The 19340-nt window shown below is 52.1% G+C and carries 13 protein-coding genes; 4 read left to right on the forward strand and 9 right to left on the reverse strand.

Translation table 11 applies throughout. From position 1 onward, the window contains the following. Positions 1 to 90: 90 nt before the first annotated feature. Positions 91 to 1074, reverse strand: a complete 984-nt coding sequence (locus KK083_RS00540) for an aldo/keto reductase (protein ID WP_254158887.1) — start codon at positions 1072 to 1074, stop codon at positions 91 to 93. Between the two features lie 840 nt (positions 1075 to 1914). On the opposite strand from KK083_RS00540, the gene KK083_RS00545 reads away from it, so the two are divergent. From KK083_RS00545 to KK083_RS00555, 3 genes are read left to right on the forward strand one after another with little or no spacing between them, the layout of a single operon-like run. Further along, positions 1915 to 6003, forward strand: a complete 4089-nt coding sequence (locus tag KK083_RS00545) for an RHS repeat protein (protein ID WP_254158889.1) — start codon at positions 1915 to 1917, stop codon at positions 6001 to 6003. A 24-nt stretch (positions 6004 to 6027) separates the two neighbouring features. Then, positions 6028 to 12957 (forward strand): DUF6443 domain-containing protein, encoded by a 6930-nt coding sequence (locus KK083_RS00550; protein ID WP_254158891.1) that lies wholly within the window; start codon positions 6028 to 6030, stop codon positions 12955 to 12957. A gap of 20 nt (positions 12958 to 12977) precedes the next feature. Continuing rightward, a complete protein-coding gene (locus KK083_RS00555) occupies positions 12978 to 13472 on the forward strand; it encodes a hypothetical protein (RefSeq protein ID WP_254158893.1) in 495 nt (164 codons plus the stop codon). Between the two features lie 50 nt (positions 13473 to 13522). On the opposite strand, the gene KK083_RS00560 is transcribed toward KK083_RS00555, so the two are convergent. Both KK083_RS00560 and KK083_RS00565 read right to left on the reverse strand, forming a co-directional pair. Next, a complete protein-coding gene (locus tag KK083_RS00560) occupies positions 13523 to 14083 on the reverse strand; it encodes a hypothetical protein (protein ID WP_254158895.1) in 561 nt (186 codons plus the stop codon). Between the two features lie 187 nt (positions 14084 to 14270). Next, complete coding sequence (locus KK083_RS00565) at positions 14271 to 14909, reverse strand: DUF2306 domain-containing protein (RefSeq protein ID WP_254158897.1); 639 nt, start codon at positions 14907 to 14909, stop codon at positions 14271 to 14273. Between the two features lie 144 nt (positions 14910 to 15053). Between KK083_RS00565 and KK083_RS00570 the strand changes: the two genes are divergently transcribed. Continuing rightward, the gene (locus KK083_RS00570; RefSeq protein WP_254158899.1) at positions 15054 to 15470 is read left to right on the forward strand and encodes a winged helix-turn-helix transcriptional regulator; all 417 of its coding nucleotides are present in this window, start codon (positions 15054 to 15056) and stop codon (positions 15468 to 15470) included. A 101-nt stretch (positions 15471 to 15571) separates the two neighbouring features. Here KK083_RS00570 and KK083_RS00575 read toward each other — a convergent pair whose 3' ends face one another. The 6 genes from KK083_RS00575 to KK083_RS00600 form a co-directional block, all read right to left on the reverse strand. Continuing rightward, positions 15572 to 16117 carry a peroxiredoxin-like family protein gene (locus tag KK083_RS00575; protein WP_254158901.1) on the reverse strand — a complete coding sequence of 182 codons (546 nt, stop codon included), beginning with the start codon at positions 16115 to 16117 and terminating at the stop codon, positions 15572 to 15574. 343 nt (positions 16118 to 16460) lie between these two features. Continuing rightward, a complete protein-coding gene (locus KK083_RS00580; RefSeq protein ID WP_254158903.1) occupies positions 16461 to 17291 on the reverse strand; it encodes a sigma-70 family RNA polymerase sigma factor in 831 nt (276 codons plus the stop codon). 75 nt (positions 17292 to 17366) lie between these two features. Then, entirely contained in the window at positions 17367 to 17585 is a 219-nt protein-coding gene (locus tag KK083_RS00585) for a putative antibiotic biosynthesis monooxygenase (RefSeq protein ID WP_254158905.1), read from the reverse strand. Between the two features lie 6 nt (positions 17586 to 17591). Further along, complete coding sequence (locus tag KK083_RS00590; RefSeq protein WP_254158907.1) at positions 17592 to 17909, reverse strand: hypothetical protein; 318 nt, start codon at positions 17907 to 17909, stop codon at positions 17592 to 17594. A gap of 89 nt (positions 17910 to 17998) precedes the next feature. Beyond that, positions 17999 to 18457, reverse strand: coding sequence for a carboxymuconolactone decarboxylase family protein (locus KK083_RS00595; protein ID WP_254158909.1), 459 nt, complete (start codon positions 18455 to 18457; stop codon positions 17999 to 18001). A 447-nt stretch (positions 18458 to 18904) separates the two neighbouring features. Next, positions 18905 to 19333 carry a hypothetical protein gene (locus KK083_RS00600; RefSeq protein WP_254158911.1) on the reverse strand — a complete coding sequence of 143 codons (429 nt, stop codon included), beginning with the start codon at positions 19331 to 19333 and terminating at the stop codon, positions 18905 to 18907. Positions 19334 to 19340 lie beyond the last annotated feature (7 nt).

Below are 19340 nucleotides of genomic sequence, written 5' to 3' on the forward strand. Positions count from 1 at the left end.
TAATGGAATAAATTAACATGCCCGGGAAGCAGGTCATAATGATCTGTTTGAAAGGTGCGGCCCGTTGAGTGAATGCAGGCGGTTTATGAGTTACCTGTCAACGCTTTGCTGCATCTGCTGCGGGTAACGTGCGCCCTGAACCTCGATGCCGGAGAATGCGTTTTCGATCTCGTTCAGGTCTGCCTTTGTCAGGATCAGCTGCTCCGCTTTCAGGTTCTCTTCAAGCCTTTGAATTTTTGTTGTGCCCGGAATGGGAACGATCCATGGTTTCTGCGCAAGCACCCACGCGAGGGCTACCTGTGCCGGCGTTACATTTTTTACTGTTGCGAACGCACGGATCTTTTCTACTACCACCTGGTTGGCCTTTCGGTTCTCTTCTGCAAAACGGGGAAGCTGGTTCCTGAAATCTGTCTTGTCGAATTTGGTATTCTCGTTGACCGCGCCGGTGAGAAATCCCCGGCCGAGTGGACTGAACGGTACAAAGCCTATCCCCAGCGCCTCGAGGGTAGGGAAGATCTGCTGCTCCTGTTCCCGCCACCAGAGTGAATATTCGCTTTGGAGCGCCGATACAGGTTGCTCGGCATGGGCACGCCTGATGGTTTGTGCTCCCGCCTCTGACATGCCGAAATATTTCACCTTGCCTTCGCGGATCAGGTCTTTGACAGTGCCAGCAACGTCTTCGATGGGAACCTTGGGATCAACACGATGCTGATAGTACAGATCGATCCGGTCGGTTCTCAGGCGTTGCAATGCTGCGTCGGCCACCTTTCGGATATTGTCAGGTCTGCTGTTCAGGCCCATGTCTGTCTTGCCTTGTTCAAAACCGAACTTGGTAGCGATCACCACCTGGTCGCGGATAGGAGCGAGGGCTTCTCCCAGGAGCTCCTCATTTTTGAAAGGACCGTACGCTTCGGCGGTGTCGAAGAAAGTGACACCGAGCTCAAACGCTTTGCGGAGCAGATTGATCGCATCTTCCTTGCTGGGTGCCGGCCCGTAGGCGAAGCTAAGTCCCATGCAGCCAAGGCCCAGTGCGGATACCTCAAGGCCGCTGTTTCCCAGTTTTCTCGTTTTCATTCCTTTGTTGGTTTAATACCCGTTGTGTTGATTTCGATTTTCATGCCTGAACGAAGATACGAAACTTTATTCCAGGCGGGATTGACATACGCCATTTCAGATCCGCTCCTGGCTTGTCAATGCATCCTGGAATTGTTTCTTTTTATGGTACAAAAGAAGGGCAGCTGCCGGCAATCTTATTATGAGATTCAAAGGGATCATTACGATATTCAAACAATTCGGGAAGGTGTGCATCCGGTGCCCGCAGATGCAAGGAATGAGCGTGAAATCAACCAGTCGTACTTTGGATCTTCATATCCATTCCATGGTGATTAGCATGCGGAAGACAAGCGGAACCTGGTGCCGATGTCTGATTTTTTCAATGCCTCTGCCGGGCTGTGGCGTACTAAAAAATACGCGCTGGTAAAAATGTTCCGCCTTGGCACAGCCCCACGCTGGGGTTGTTTTGTCCGCAATTTCGCAGACGCGCCTGTAAAATATTGTGCCATGGTTTTTTTGTGTAAATTTGGCGGTTATCTGCCGGCCTACGGGTCATTGTAACACTTCCATCAGCGCATCGCTTCAGCGTTAAATAAGCCAATTTTCTTTCAGTACCCAGGGCGTTGTTTAGTCCTTTCGAACTATGATTTAGGGCGTAATATTTTCGTCCAGGGTGAATAGCTATTCTGCTAAAAAAAGGTAAAACTTATCGTATTAAAAGTCCCGCTCATGAAACTCTCTCCTATACCGATATGGCTACACGCCATCTTCGTAAAACTTGTGCCCGTCCTTTATAAGGAGCAGGGCCGCTCCATTGTCTCTCCAACCAACTTAATTCCATATAACCTAAAGCAGATACTTATGCGTAGATTAATCCTCGGCATCGGTATGATCATGGCCGTATGCCAGAGTCATGTAAGCTTGTACGCGCAGGGCAGTCAAGCCTCGGATGGCGGTACATTTTCGTTGAACACCCGCAACATCAGCGCGCTACAGAACAGTGTGAACCTGGTGAGCGGGCAGGTAGCGTTTCCCCTTACCGTTGCATCCCTTACGGGGAAGAACGGGCCTGATGTAACCGTAACGTTTCAGTACAATTCGGCGCCGGTGGGCCAGCAGGCGAAGCTTAAGAACCTGTTTGCGCCCACTGGGATCCTCGGAATGGGCTGGACGATCAGCCAACCCCGCATTGTTTCTGATCACAAACAAACCGGCACCCGGCACGATGACACTTTTTACCTGATCGAAGGGGAGGTCTCCAATCCGCTGATCTGTATCTCGCACACCGCCTCCCTTAGCAAGTATGTGCTGAAGAACTTTTCACCGTGGACCATCGAATATTACCCCGCTGATGAGAAGTGGTTGGTAAAACATGAAGACGGTTCTGTTTATGCTTACGGCGATAAGAACACAACACAGAACGCCGTACAATGGGCGGTGAAATGGGGGAACTGGGTCGGCAATAGCACGCAGCCCCAGAACCAGGAGCAAATGGCATTTGTATGGAACCTGTCGTCCATTACCAATATGTATGGCGACCAGGTGCTGTTCCAATACGAACACGTAGATGAATATGTGGCTAACGGAACGCCATCAAGCACCGAGAAGCAGCATACCAAAGCTTCGTACATGAAGAAGATCACCAACGCCACGGGACAATTCGTGGAGTTTGAATATGCGGAAAAGACCTCCCAGGAATTCAAAGACCCGCATACGGAGCGGTCGGAGCCCGATGGCTACCAGGAGAAGTTTGAAACCCGATACCTCACCAAGCTCAACACTAAAACGAAGGACGGCGCGCTGATCTATTCCGTGGAATGCACTTATGATTTCGTGGGGGAAGATGACGCCGTAAAACGTGTGCTTACGAAAGTGCAGAAGCGATTTCCCGGAAATGACACCCAGCCTGCTACCGTGTTCGACTATTTTGTGGATGGCGCCTCAAAAGGTTATCTGAAGAGTGTGCACAACTCGTTGGGTGCCCACATCGACTACTATTATGAGACGATCACCATCGCGGATTCAGACCGGTCGCTGGGCATCGTTGCCCCTTCAGGATTCGGACAACCCAAAATATATGCAGATAACGACTACGTTGTGATCACCTGGCGAAAATTGAAAGCTGATGGTTCCGTAGACAGCGGCAGACAACCCGTGAAGATCTTCGCCTATTACTGGGATGGCCGGTGGATGGGCGAGGAGCTCTGGCAAACTCCCGCTGTAGCCAACTCGGACTATGATCGTTGCGCGATCTTGCTTTCGCCGCGGCATTTCATTTACCGCATCTATGAATCGCAGTTCAGTACACAGCAGATGTACATTGCCCGGAAGAAAACGCTCTACACGGGTGCTGGCCAGTGGGCAACGCTTCATTGGCCGCATGGCGCAGGAGGGGGTGATCCGAACCTGACGGGAAATATCATGTCAGGCGATAATTATGTGGCGTATTCCATGAGAACCCTCGCGGAGATCCGCACAGCGGTGTGGAAGGACGAGCAGTGGGTGGAGCACAGGCTCCCGATCTCGGATGGCGGTTCCACGGAGCTGTATGTGGCAGGCGGACTGAATTACATGCTCATCCATAACGACAAAGGTGGTGCCTTCGATGTGATCCACATGTTTTATCTCGATGAAGAGCGCCAGTGGCGGCAGACCACGCTTCCATCGTCGGTTTCTTTCAGCTCGGATGGCGACAACAATTACAGGAACTTCTGGTACGCCTCCAATTCATTCCTGGTTGCTTTGCCCCAATACAACCACGAATATCTTTATAACTGGGATGAGAATTATAGCAACTTCACAAAAGTAGATGTCCTGGGTTACTGGCAGGACGACGCCTATGTGTATATAACCAATAACAGCCAGATGGCGATCGCTGAGTCCGGAGGCGGAGGCATCAGCGCGCGATTTGATGGGGCGAACTGGCTGGTGAAAGGACCGTACAGCAATTACTATTTCCGCCATATCGGAGTCGGCGAAGATTTCTTTGTGCGCGACCGCGACGCCCGAAGCAATCCCCGGGAAGTTTACCTCTCCACCTTCAATGTAAACACACGGAGCTGGAACGCCGATATTCAGTACATCGATAATCGCAATGGATCCCTTAACGGCAATAACGGCATTCTTCTCAAATCCGGTGGAAACCTGATCGGTATGAAAGACGGCTGGATCTACCAGCGCGACACTGATGGAAGCTGGGATTATCTCGACAAGATCTACCTGCAGGGTGTCCCTTTTGCGGAGATCGAGTGGGTGTCAGGTTACAGCACCCAGATCACCCCGAACTTCATCGTTTATGAATACACGACAACACAATACGGCGGCGCCAGTGGCATCTACATCGCTTACCTGGAGAACAAGCAGATCGTGGGACAGACAAAATACCCTAGCCACACCGTTAAAAGTTTTCAGGGCAACATCAGTGCTACCACCGTGGGCGCCTTCCTGGGAACCAATGCTGTTGTACTCAAAAGGGTAGTGGACGGAGCGTCTTCCGGAAACCTGGATACCCACATTGTGCGCCACGTAACATGGACCGACGGAAACCAGTTGCTTGAGACCTTTTACAACTATGAAAAAGGAAAAGCCCAGCCGGGAGGCAACATCGCGCATTACAACAAGGTGACCGTTGTTCCGGGAAGCAATAGCCTCACTGTTACACCTTATGGAAAAACGGTTCACTACTTTTACAACGGCCTTCCGGAAGACCAGCTCCTGGTATCACCATCCTACCACAACCCCGCGCGGGTGCAGCTGCTGACAGGGGCGCCTTACAGGATCGAGACGGTGAACGCTACCGGCGTCGTTGTAGCCTCCACGTTAGAAGCTCAGAAGGTCTTTTCAAAAGCAGTCCGGAATTCCAGCAACCAGTTGATCGATTCAAGTTATTTTGTAAGAAGCGTGCAGTCAAACGAGGTGGCAGACGGGTTGCAGACTTCGCGGCAAAGTGTATTTGATGCCGAGACCGGCCTGCTGAAACAAAGTATTCAGAACAATTCAAAAGGAGAGGGTGTTGTCGCGGAGTCGATCATTACATACCTGAAGTACTGGTGGGAAGCATATGATATCAACCGCGCGAAGAATATACTATCGCCGGTAATCCAGTCGAAGGTGGTTCGGAATGGCTCAGCGGTGAGCAGTTCGGCGGTGCGCTGGAAATACCATGCTGCCGAACAGCGATACTTCCCCGAAGAAAGTTATGTGTGGCTGAAAAATGGAAGCCCCGATTTCATCGCGTGGAATAACAATGATATACCATCTGGTGACTGGTCACTCAACGGCCTGATCACCAGGCTCGATGTAACGGATGGAACAGTGCTGGAGATGCGCTCCGCCGCACAGGTGGTGAGCAGCTCGATCTTCGACGAATCGAAATTGAATGTGCTCGCCAGCGCCTCGTATGCCTCGTACGATCAGATCGCCTATACCGGATTTGATGATCCCTCGGAAGGCAACTGGCAATACAATGAAGCGTTGTTTACAACGGCGTCGCCATTTGCCGGGGCGCGCTCTTTTGCGTCTACGGTGGTGAGTGATCCTAACTTCAACTACATCTCCAGGACGGTACCGGCCGGAAAATACGAAGTAAGCTACTGGATGAAGACGGCTTCGGTTACTATCGAGGTCACCAATGGCACGGTGCTCTCGTCGCAGCAGATCGAGCAGCGCAACGGCTGGACCCTGGTGCGTGGCGTTGTAGACGCTTCCGCCGGCGCCACCGTGACCGTCAAGGTGCCGGTCTCCGGACTGCTGGACGAGCTGCGGCTCAAACCCCTGGATGCCCAGATGACCACCTACGTATACGATGCAGTGGGCAACCTGCTCCGCCAAACGGACACCAACCTGCGCACATCGCATTACGAGTATGATGGTCAGTACAGGCAGGTAACGGTCCGCGATCACGAGGGCCGCATCACCAGGACCATGGCATATCATTTCAGAAATCAATAGAACCAACCAAGACCCAGTTCTACTATGAAATTTAACATCCTCACCTTCATCCTGGCAGCGGGCTTTGCGTTTTCAGCAAGGGCACAGATGACACTTTTGGAAAATCCCGACCCGGCAGTAACACCTGCAGAAGTTGTTGAACCCGTCAAAAAAGGAAAGACTGCAGCAACATCCGGGCTTGTAACAACGCTGGCGCTGACACCACCGGCGCCAGGCACGTACAACTTATACTCTGATTCACTTGCGCTGGTTGATTTGTACAATGCAGCGAATGGACCGGGGTGGCTGCGCAAAACCAACTGGATGGTTGGTAAAGTGAATACCTGGCAAGGTGTTACCGTTTCGGGAAGCCGTGTAACGCAACTGCTGCTGCATGCCAACCAGTTGCAAGGCACTATCCCGAGCTCTATCGGTGATCTTACGGCACTTACCCGGCTTCACCTGCAAACGAACCAGCTCTCCGGCGGCATACCGTACAGCGTAGGGAATCTCACCGGGCTCACGCAGCTTTTTCTCTTTGACAATCCATTGGGGGGAGAGATCCCCGCAAGTCTCGGCAATCTCATCAACCTTACACACCTGTACATTTACAGGAACAACCTCTCAGGAAGCATACCCTCTACGTTGGGCAATCTCACCAAGCTGCAGATCCTGGCTTTCCACCAGAACGACCTGACGGGGAACTTCGACTGGCTGGGCCAGCTTAATCAGATAGTGGAATTCTACTTCTACAGTAACCCCAATCTTACCTGCACCATTCCTGAAAACATAGGTAACCTCACCAAGATGACCAAACTGCTCGGTGGGGGATGGTTAGGTGACCGCGTCTACGAAAAACAAAAGATATATGGTCCGATCCCTGCATCCATCGGAAGCTGCATCAAGCTTCAATATATTTTCCTGGACAACAGCGATCTGGATGGTACGGCGCCCAACACCATCGCGAGCCTCACCAACCTTGTAGAACTGGCGATCTTCAACAACGCAAATCTTACGGGAAATATCAGCACGATGGTAGCGGGGTTGACCAAGCTGCAATACGTTTATACTTTCGGAACGCAGATCGGTGGTGCACCGCCAACCCTTCCCGCCCTTCCCCTCGTTGGATGGGATCTGGGAAAATGCAATGTTCGCGGAGCGTTACCCAATCTTTCCGGTGCCACCAACATACAATGGATCGGCGCTGATGGAATGGACATCGGAACGCTGCCGGCCTGGACGACGAGCCTGACGAAATTGTGGTATATCAACGCTTCCAACAACAAGCTCACCGAGATGCCGGGCTATTCGGCCCACGTGAACAAGGCGAACCTGGAGATCTATGTGCAGAACAACCAGCTCGACTTCGGCGACCTCGAACCGAACTACACCGGCCCCGGCACACATCCCTTCAAGGTATTTTCAGCCACAGGCCAGGCGGAGATCGGCACAGAGCAGCAGCTCTACTGGACTACGGGCAGCACCGAGTCGCTCACCATTGCAACCAACGGAGCGCACAACCTGTATCAGTGGCAGAAGAAGAATGGTACTGCCTGGGAAGACCTGACGGGTGAAACGTCGAATACACTGACGTTCGACCCGGTGGGCGCTTCGGCTAACGGTCAATACCGTCTCAAGGTCACCAACCAGTGGGTGACAGGGCTTGAGATCTATTCAAAAATAACTACCATCACAGCAACGGGACCGGTGCTGCCGCCCGATGCTGAAAACGTGACCATATGCTCGGGGCAAACGGCTACCCTGACCGCTACAGGCACAGGAACGATCTACTGGTACGAAGTAGAGACTGGTGGCGATCCGCTGTCGCCGCAAAGCGAATACACAACGGTGGCACTGACAGCTGATAAAACGTACTATGTTCTGCAGGATGTCGGTGGCACGCTCAGCGACCGCCGCCCTGTTACGGTGACCGTGAATCCGTTACCCACTGTCACTGCCAGTGAAGATGTCGAGGTCTGCGCGGGAGAACCCGCCGCGATCAGTGTGCTGGGTGATGCCGTGCAATACGACTGGGATTTTGGAATGGGCTCGTCACAGGTGCAGGTAGTGACCCCCAACGCTACCACTACTTACGCCGTCACGGGTACGGGCGCCAACGGCTGCCAGCAGACAGACGAGGTTACGGTGGTGGTCCATGCGTTGCCCAATGCTTCGATCGCCCCTTCATCTGTAACGATCTGTGCCGGATCAAGTGCGTCGCTGACAGCTTCCGGTGGCATTATCTACCAATGGTCGCATGGTGCGTCAGGCAGGGTTGTCAAGGTTACACCCTCCGCTAACACCACGTATACCGTTACCGTTACAAACAGTGCCGGCTGCCATAATACAGCCCAGTCTACGGTGACAGTAAACGTTACCTGCCCGGCCACACCTGAAGAGTTCAGGGCTGCGGCGATCAGCACCACGGAGATCCGGTTGGCCTGGAGAAATGTTGCCACCAATTATACCGGGGTCCGCATCGAGCGGAAACTGCCCGCGGGCACATTCCAGGTGATCCAATCGCTGGGTATGGACATTGCTTCATTCACAGACAGCAACCTGCAGCCGAACACGCTCTATATCTATCGCATCAAAGCTTTCAACAGCTCGGGAGAGTCAGACCCTTCGCCTGAAGAAGAGGAAAGGACCTTCAGCGTCGACCAGCATTACATCAAGGAAACGGTGGTGCTGAAAGATGAAGTGACGAACCCGGCCGTGGTGCCTACGCTGCCGGTAGGCGAAAGGATCCACACCTGGAACTACCTTGACGGAGAAACCCGCACCTTGCAGGAGGTGGTGCAGCAGGCGTCACCCGGCGAGAAAGATGAGATCCACCCGCGTATATATGACGCGTTGGGACGAACTCCGAAGCAGTATTTGCCGTACACCATCAGCGCCACAGCTCCTGGCAGTTTGCGGACAAATGTAGTGGGAGAGCAGGCATCCTTTTACAACGGTACCACCACACCACCCGGGGTGCCGGTTGAAACCACCACTCCGTTCAGCGAGATCGTTTATGAGAACTCACCGCTCGGCAGGATCAAAGAGTCGGGCTCACCCGGCCAGGAATGGAAGCTGAGCAACGGCAAAACGATAAAGTCTACGTACGCTGTGAACGGTGCCAGTGAAGTTCTTCTATGGACGGTCAATGGAAACACACTGGAAGCCCACCGCTATTACGAGCAGGGTGAGCTGACCAAAAACACGAAGACCAACGAAGAAGGTGTGGAGTCGGTGACCTATACCGACAAAACAGGCAAAACGGTGCTGCAGAAAAATACGGACACCGGTGGAAACTGGGTGTCGTCATACGTCATTTACGACGGGCAGGGAAATATCCTGTTCCAGATCTCGCCCCTGGCTGCCAGCATTGCCGAGCAGCAAGGCGGATTCCCGAAGGTGCTGAGCGAAACCGTGATCAATAACCTGTGTCACCGGTTCGCTTACGACAAGCTCAACAGGCTGGTGGAGAAGAAGGTGCCTGGCGTGGAGCCCGTGTACCAGGTATATGACCGGTGGGATCGCCTGGTGCTGACGCAGACTGGCAACCAGCGCCCTTCGCAGCAGTGGACCTTCACCAAGTATGATTCATGGAACCGTGTGATCATAACCGGGCTCACAACCGATAGCCGGTCGCGTGCCGATATCCAGGCAGCGCTCGAGGGCGAGACCCAGCGTTTTGAGTTCACTACCAGCGCAGGCGGTAATGTGGAAGGATATTCTAACCAGACCTACCCGACCACTATTAACGAAGTGTTGTCAGTCATCTATTACGACAACTATGACTTTGCGACTACCCAGCTGAACGATGGCCGTTATAATTACGACGACGGTGCGCTCGAGGGCTTGCCTGCGTCTGCACGTACGCTGGTGCAAGGATTGGCCACCGGTGGCAAGCTCAAAGTATTGGGCACTGCCAACTGGCTCTGGACGGTGACCTACTATGACGAACGGTACAACATTATTCAAAACGTGACCGGCAATCACCTTTCCGGTATCGACCGTTCATCGCAGCGCTATGATTTTCCCAACCGGATCACCCATTCCAATTTCATCCATTTTGAAAATGACGCCAGGGAGCATATCATCGCCAAACGTTTCCTCTATGATCATGCTGGCCGTTTGTTGCAGACGTTCCACCAGATCGATGGCCAACCGGAAGTGCTGCTTTCGGAGCTGAGCTATAATGAGTTGGGGCAACTGGTTCAGAAACGTTTCCACACCACAGACGACGGACCCTTGCAGGTGATCGACTTCGAATACAATATCCGCGGCTGGCTCACGGGTATCAACACCACCACGCCGCAGACGGATGATCCTGCTGACTATTTCAGCGCGTCGCTGGGCTATGAAAGCTCCCTTGGCTCCGGTAACACAACACGTGCGGATGGTCTTCTCTCAGCGATCCACTGGAAAAGCGACCTGGATCCCAAAAAAGAGTCTTACAACTTCCAATATGACAAGCTGGGGCGACTGACGCAAGCCAATTATAAGGCGCAGAACGATGTGGGCAACTGGAACGAGAAGATCGACCTCTACTCGGAGAACAACATTTCGTACGACAAGAACGGCAACATCCAGACCCTTGACAGGTTTGGCGTGGCGGCTGTTGTGGATGGGTACGAGATTGCGGACCGGATCGATGCGCTGAGCTATACTTACCCTACCAACAGCAACCAGTTGGGATCTGTGACAGACAATGCCACTAACAATGCCGACGATGGTTTCGGAGACGGAAATACCGGCACCGCGGATTATGAATACGATGCCAATGGAAATCTTACCAAGGACCTGAACAAAGAGATCGAATCGATCACTTATAACTTGCTGAACCTGCCTGCACAGGTGAACTTTGCCGATGGATCGTATATCACCTACCTCTACGATGCCTCCGGTCTCAGGCTGCGGCAGACGCATTACGATGCGGACGATGAACAGGTACTGAAAATCGACTGGAGCGACTGGTTTAATTACGTCAATGACACGCTTTCATTCATCAACCACGATGAAGGTCGTTATGCCCTTGACGAAGGCGTGGTTGCCGGCGGAAATTACCAGTACTACCTGGTGGATCAAACCGGTAGTCCGCGCGTGGTGCTGCAGACGTCCACACCGGTTCATACCAGCGTTGCTACCCTGGAGACATCCAATGCCGGCAGTGAGCAAAACAAATTCCTTTATTACAATGAAGCGGTGCGTGTGAATTACCCATTGTTTGACCATACAGCACAGGGCGGTACATTCTATTCAACACGGCTGAACGGAACTTCGAATGAACGGACGGGTCTGGCAAAATCGCTCAGCGTGATGCCGGGTGATACCGTACGCATGGAAGTGTTCGCCAAGTATCTGGATCCGGACCCTGAAACATGGTCGCCACCGCTGGCAGACTTCCTGGATGCCATCTCGCAGGGCACTGCGCCGGTGGGATCACTCGTTGACGGTGGTGCCGTCGGAAGTACGGGAGGTGTGCCCAACTTTTACGCTACGTTCCTGCTGAAGGAAGAAGACCAGGGCAACGTATCACCGAAAGCATATCTGAATTACATCTTGTTTGACCGCAACTTCAATGTGGTGGATGGTGGCTTTGTGCGGATGACCGACATCGCCCGTGAAGACGGAACCGGTGTAGACCATGAACGCCTCTTCAGCGAGGTGGTGGTGCAACAGCCCGGATACATGTACGTGTACCTTTCCAACGAGAACGATACGCCCGTTGAAGTGTATTTTGACGACTTCACCATTGAGCATGCAGAGGGCCCTGTGGTACAGATCAACAACTTCTATCCATATGGATTGCTCGCAAGCTCGCATATCCGCGAAGGCGAAGAGTTTTGCAATGAGCTGTTCCAGGGCAAGCAGTTTGACAGCCTTACGCAGTGGCACGATTTCCAGGCGCGCCAATATGATGCGGCCCTGGGAAGATGGTTTGCTGCCGACCCTGCCAACCAGTTTGCCAATCCTTACCTGGCCATGGGCAATAACCCGATCCTCGCTGTTGACCCGAACGGTGAGTGGATCCAGATCGTGATCGGTGCCATTGTGGGCGGTATTACTGGCTACATCTCAGGGCGTTCGATGGGCATGCGCGGCTGGGAGCTGTTCGGATTCACATTTATGAGCGCGGGCATCGGGGCGATCTCCGGTGGCGTAGGTGCGGCGGTGCAAACGTCGATAGGCACGGCAACCTTTGGCAGTTACCTGCTCTCGTATACGGCAGCGGGTATTGTCAGCGGTGCCATCACGGGTGGCTTCACCAGTGCCATGATGGGTGGCGACTTCTTGCAGGGCGCGGGCAGGGGAGCCATCGTTGGCGGTATCACGGGATTGGTCTCCGGCGCGATCTTCGGAGGCATCAACTATGGCCAGCAGATCGCAGCTGCAAGACGTGCGCTGATCGCAGCAGGTTATGATCCGAAGGGTGCAGTTGCCATGACCGATCAGGAGCTTCTCAGGTTTGTGCAGGCACATCCAGAGCTCAATCAGCTTTACGCCGATGCAGGTAACCCTACGTTGGTAGCAGGCAGAACACCCCAGGACTCACCTTACAATGTGAATCCCAACAGCGGGCTCTTTGAAGCGCCCAGGCCACAGCTTGTGAACGGCCAGGTCGTGCCCGGCACGCAAAAAGTGGCAGCGCTCACGGTGCAGGGAAATGAAGTGATAGCAGGTTCCGGCCGTTATACCTCAACCATTTATGTGGCACCTGACCGGTTCACCCGTGCCATCAAGCTGTACATGACCGTTGGCCACGAGATGCATCACGCCATGCACTATTACAACGGTGTCTTTGACGTCTGGCTGTCGATGGGTGGTCCGGCTTTTGCGAAACACATGACCGAGACGGCTGCGCACCAGTGGGGCTACCAGTTAGGAAAAAGCATTGGCAGTGAAGCTGGCCGCAACGCCACCCAATTCAGGTTGCATAATAATGCGTTACCGAAAATCCACCGGCTGCAGTTGAGATTCCGGTAAGCCATCGTTACCTTCGTTGAATGAGAATACGAACGTTTTTGTCGATAGCTTTGATTGTGATATCAGGAACCGGCTTTTCGCAGGTTCCTGATTCCCTTTCTGCTGTTTACAGCGTCATCAATGCAGTTTTTCCCGCAGCATCCAAAACAAAACTTCTGGATACACCGCTGGCGTTCTCGCGGCTCAATGAAGACCTGCTCCAGGAACTGGTAAAACTTAACAAGATCTCAGGCGAGGAGAAAGCATTTATCCTCCGGCAAACACAACAAACCCCTTTCAAAAAATGGGATGAGGCCCGTTTACCAGGCGTAAAAACATTCCGGCTTTCGCCTTCAGGCAGTTATTCAACGGGTAGCTATGGCGTTGCCGTGCCCGTCTTCTCCAGGAACGGAAAGCTTGCTATCATCTATGTTCACTACCTGGCATCTGACATGGTGCACACCCAGATCCTTGTTTATGAGCTCGTGAACGGGAAATGGCAATACACCCAATCCTTGCTGTCTGAGATGAGCTGACCGTGTGCAGTGAAAGTGCGTGGGGCGGCACTTTCATTTAATGCAGTGTATTATAACGGACAGCACGGTGCAACGATGGCATAGGGATGGCAGGATGTGCCTGCTTTCAGCCATGCCGTTGATGTAACAAAATTTCCTATGAGCTTATCCAATTCGAAAACGATCTTGTAGGATGAGGCGCTGGGTAGGTTGTCGAACTTCACAAAGTTGGTGGTGACAGACTGGATGTCGCAGCCGTTTCTTCCGTTGGAGCTTTCCAGTGTCGCTGGCTTACCATTCACGGTTGCCCATACGATATTGTTGATGGTGGAGCTGTTCAGTCCGCAGTTCTGTAAGTTGATCGAGAAGTTGCTGAGATCTTTGGCACCTTCACATTTCGTGATGCAATAGGTCCAGATCTTTCCATTTACCGTAACAGTTATTTTGTAGTCACCGGGATAGCTCGCCGATTTGGCATTGGGGTTGTCGGCTTCAAGGCTACGGCCGCTTGCAGTAAACGGCTGTTCAGGTGAAACCTCGTCCTGATGGATACATCCGGTAACCCATAAGAATACCAGCACAAGAACAGGAAGCGCACGATGTGGGGTCGCGATGTTTAAAAATAATCTCATAACGTGTTTGTTTTATTATGGTGTGAATTTCACGGTAAACGCCACGCTGATCAATTATTTCGGTAAGACTGTTCTACGGTATTTTAAAAACATCCATCATCGATTTCTGTCATTGACGCCTTGATCCATACAGCATCAGAAAAATAATGCAGGCATGACTGGCGCTGATCGGCTTGATATGCACACTTCAGGTCTTCCGCTTCAGGGATAATATCACTTCGTAAACAAAAAGCGGAACGGACCATCCCATCCAGAACAGCGAAGGGGAGATATCAGCAAAGTTGCCAAGCTGTTGAACAAAGGGCAGCTTAATAGCAGAGCCTGAAATGATGAAGGCCACTGTTACAATGTAGCTTCTGGTCATCCATTCCCTGTGCAGGTTAAATTTTCTTTTCAACGCGGCGCGGTACGCAATGAAGGTGGAGAGTATCCACACGCTTACCCAAACCTGGAGAGAAAATGCATAGGGCCAGTTGATCACATAGGCTGTGGTAAAGGCCAGGATAACGGCGCAGGTGGCACTGGTAAGGATGGCGAGCAGGTACAATATGCCCATGACGCGGTGTACTTTCCAACTGCTTTGTTGTAGCCGCTTCCAGAACTGCATGGGGCCAAGCACCAGCGCTCCTCCGCCGGCAGTGATATGGGCGATCAGGACCCATCTTACTTCAAAGTACTTTCCCAGTGCCTCGGGCGTCAGCGCCAGGAAGTGATCGGCGCCACGCATAAAGTTCCAGGTCAGGGCCACAATGCAAAACCAGAAGACCAACGTAACGATATCGGTGGCGCCCCAGTTTCTCAGGGCAAGCTTCGTTTCAAATTTCATATAACAGCATTTTTTTGAATGCAAATTTTCGACGGGCAGCCTTGTGAAAGAATAACCGAAAAATTAATCGGATACCGAAAAATTATTCGGTATGGATGGATGTGAGATTCAAGGGTAAATGCCTTACCTTTCCATGAAAAAAACATGTACAAGAGAAAGATAAAGGAGGACCTCGACTGCGGGATCGTGGTGGCGATGAAGGTGTTTGGCGGAAAGTGGAAACCCTGTATCATTGACGCCATCAGCCGTGGCGCAAAACGCCCCAGCGAGCTTCATCGTGAGATCGCTTTCACCAGTCCCCGCGTGATCGATATGCAGCTAAGTGAGCTGATGGATTTTGGTGTGGTCACCAAACAAACTGCGCCGGGTTTTCCGTTATACGTGGAGTACTCGCTTACCCCTCTGGGCAAAAGCATCGTGCCCATCCTGAAACAGCTGGGTGAATGGGGCACGAAGAATAAGGACTTCGTAAAAGAAAGAGCTGAATGGCAATCCACAGAGTCAGACCAGCAGCCCAGGCGTAATATGCATCAACTACTGGCAGACCCAATCTGTCAATAGCAATAACAGCGCCTTGCATAGATACCGTTACTTCCAATTGCGGCTCAGTGCCTTTGTAAGTTCCAACTCCTTGCTACTTACTACTTGATTCTTACTGCTTTTCAAGATGCAAACGCTCTGACAACTTCCATATCGATCCGGTCTGTGAGCCCCTGCGCATAATGAACTTTCTTGAGGATCAGGTCTTTGTCTACCAGGAATTCTGCCGGAATGGTGCTGATGGATTCGCCATCGGCCATCATGTGAATGGGCAGGCCTTGTGAGCGCGCCTTGAATGCCGTCTGAACGAACGATGTCAGGTGACTTACGGCAGACTTCAGCCCGGAGGTTTCAAGACCATATGCGCTGTACCATATTTTCTGTGGATCGGAGATCAACGGGATAGGAGAGACCTCCTTATGGAAAATGCTCTTCAGCAGGATGTGCTCCTTCGATTCAAAAAAGAAGATCATCTCCAGTCCTTTCTCTTTCAGCTCAGGATATGCCTTCGTCAGCGCATGCACCCTCAGGTTGCAGAATGGACAACCGGCATGCCTGAAAAAGCCGATGAATAACCGCTTATCGCGATAGCTTTCCAGGTCGATCATTCTCCCATAAATATCTTTCAGCTTAAAGACCGGAGCGGTGAGGTTCGTTTCGAGTTTCATGGAAACAGGTATTGGTTTCCAAAATATACGGAGTATTGAGGTAAAACGGATTTCGGAAATGCAGAACGCAACGACCGCAAAGAAAAGCACGCAAAGACCGCAGAGGAGCGTCTCGTTTTTGCCGTCATCCTGAATGGTGGTTTGAGCGTAAGGATGCGCGAATGAAGGATCCCCATTTGACAAAGCGCCTACGAAAGTGCCATGCGCTCGAATTAAGTACGCAGTAAGCGACTTGGGATCCTTCGCTCCTGCGTGCGATCACACCTGCATCGCTCAGGATGACGGGCTTCGATATAGAGTCTCTGCGCCCTTTGCGTGAACCTGCATTTTGCGTGAACCTGCATTAGTGTTTCGCCAGTGCCTTCAGTTTTTCAGGATCCAGCACCGTGTTGATGCGCTGGATCTTGCCGTCAGGGGAGAGCTCCAGTACCTGGCAGCTTTTGATGACGTCTCCATCGTAATACAGCAACGCCAGCTGATGGTTGATGCTGGCCGGAACAACCCGGTAATATTGCTGGAACCGTTGATGGATGACCATGAGCAGCTCCACCACCTCGTGCAGGCCGGTGCATATTTTCTTGATGACTTTTACGGTGTCGCCACCATCGGCGTAGAAGGCAATGTCGTTCGAGAGCAGGCTTTCCAGCGCGCGGGTATCGCGGTCACGGATAGCCTGAACGTAATTTTCCAGGAACTCCAGCGACAACGTTTCCTCTGCAGGCTTGTGCGACTGATCGAGCTTCTCTCTGGCGCGGCTCAGCAGCTTCCGGGAGTTTTCAACATTGCTGGAAAGCACTTCTGCGATCTCCTCGTGCGAATAACCGAAGCCCTCTTTCAGAATGAACACGGCGCGCTCTTTGGGATTCAGTTGTTCCAGCAGCACCAGCAATGAGTATGACACGATGTCGCGAAGATTGAGATCCGTATCTGCCTCTTCCGTGGCCAGCGGCTCCGGTAGCCACACCTCTCCATGCCGGAGCTTCTTCTGCCTGTTCTTAACGTTGATGGAATGATTGATAACACTTTTGATCAGGTACCCTTTTTCGTTCGCAATGCCTTCCCGTGGCGAAGCGATAAAATTGGATAACACTTCCTGCACGGCATCCTTGGCATCGTCTGACGACCCGAGGATGTTATAAGCATAGGGAAACAGCAGGTTATGATAGTCTTTCATTGGTGGTCAAATTTAGGACCAGGATTGATATGATTAAGAGGATTGACAGGATTAATGTGGCAGGATTTCACGCAATCAATTGTTCAACCATTGCTGAAACAGCTTTTGCAAGGCGGGTATGATGGAGAATACCATCAGGGGCACCACCAGCACTGTAGTGGCCAGCGTGCGAAGCGGCATTGGTGTGATCAGCTCGAAGTAACTGCCCATCAGCGCGTAGAGGATCGTGATGGTAGGGTAGATGGCCAGCCAGACGATGACGGCCATCTTCCATTTTTTTGGTGGTTTTGTCATGACCTGTTAAACCTCCTGGAACTGGTTGTACGATGCGGCTACTGTTTCGATGGTCTCGATGCGGGGAGCCACTTCCAGCCCGCTGTCGTCGCGCTGCTGCTGAAATGACCTGAACGACTCCAGTCCAAAGAGCACCTTCTGTCCTTCGTCACTTTCATACGAAGCGATGTGTGTGAACGTTTTGCCATCCTCGCCCAGGTATGCGATGTAGCGGATAGCCGGGTGGTTGATCTTTTCAAGGTCTTTGATAAATGCCCGCACGTTTTCCTGATTCTTCTGCGCAAAGGCCTGTTTTACCGTGTATGTTACTTTAATGGTTTTCATATTCTTAGTTGTTAAGTTTTAGATTTGAGATTTGAGACTTGAGATATGAGACTTGAGACCGAACCCGCCATCCTCATATCTCATATCTATTACCCATGCATCCCCACGGCGTAATTTCCGGGGATCCGTTTGAATGCACAGTTGATCCGGTTCCAGCTATTGGTCTGGGAAATGGCCAGCGTCAGGTCTGCTATTTCAGCCTTCGGGAACAATGTCGACAAGCGCTCAAAGGTGCTGTCGATGGCGTGATGGTCTGAGGCAGTCAATGCTTCGGCGAAAGCCAGTGCCGCGCGCTCTTTGTCATCGTAGTAGGCACACTCCGTCCACGCCGCAAGGGTATGAAGCCGCAGCTCTGTTTCACCCGCCGCGATCGCTTCTTTGTGGTGCATGTCGAGGCAATAAGCACAACCGTTGATCTGCGACACCCTGTACTTCAGCAGCTCCAGCAGCTTGTGGTCCACCCCCGAACCTTTGAGATAAGATTCTGTCTTTACCATACCATCCAGTAACCCTTTCCGGGTATCCTGAAATGAAATTCTTTCTGTCATCTTTTCCGTATTTAGTGAATGATCGATTTTTCACCCACAAGACAAACACCCCCGGAAAAACGTGACCAACTTTTAAAGATTTTCTAGGATTCTTCGTATCTGCCTGAGATTCAATTCAAAAGTCCATGGTTCATAGTCGATGGTCCATGGTTTAGGGCGCATAAAAAAAGGCTGTCACCTCACGGCGACAACCTTGCGAACCTACTATTTATCTACCTCGTGCTATTTAATGCGGGCACCAGTCCTCACCTGGATCCTTCGCTCGCACTCCCATAGCTATCCGGACCGTCACATAAAACACCGCTCAGGAAAACGGTCTTTAATATGGTACGAAGCTCCACTTCGCCATCCGTGGGAGTTTCCCTCCTTATTCCTTACTCCTTAATTCTTACTCCTCCTTCTGACTCCTGGCTCCTGACTTCTGGCTCCTGACTTCTGGCTTCTTTTTTATCTCTTCACTAACTCAAACACGTGCTCCCCACTCACTGATCGTGCCCTTCCTCCCGCATAAGTGGTCCTGGACCAGTGCAGGGAGAGGGTCAGGGTGCTGGCGTCGAGGTGTTCGATCTTTACGATGGTGCCGTTGTCACGGTCGATGGTAGTGGCATCGGTCAGCTTCCAGGTGCCGGATGCCGGCCACACCGGTTCACCGTTTTGCACTGTGTACGTGCTGGCCGTGATCGAGAGAACCATGTCCTGAAAGAGGCTGGTCTGGTCGGTACCATCAACCGTGAGCTTGTTCAACGTCCAGGTTGCTGATCGCAGCAGGCGGCTTGTTCTTTCTGTGGCGCTCTCGTCGTCTTTTCCGCAGCCCTGCAGCAGGAGTACGGTGCAGAGGCAGAGGAGTGCGTAGGGGAATCTGAATATTTTATTCATAAAGGTT

It is taken from the genome of Chryseosolibacter histidinae (assembly GCF_018598225.1).
GTDB lineage: Bacteria > Bacteroidota > Bacteroidia > Cytophagales > Cyclobacteriaceae > Chryseosolibacter > Chryseosolibacter histidini.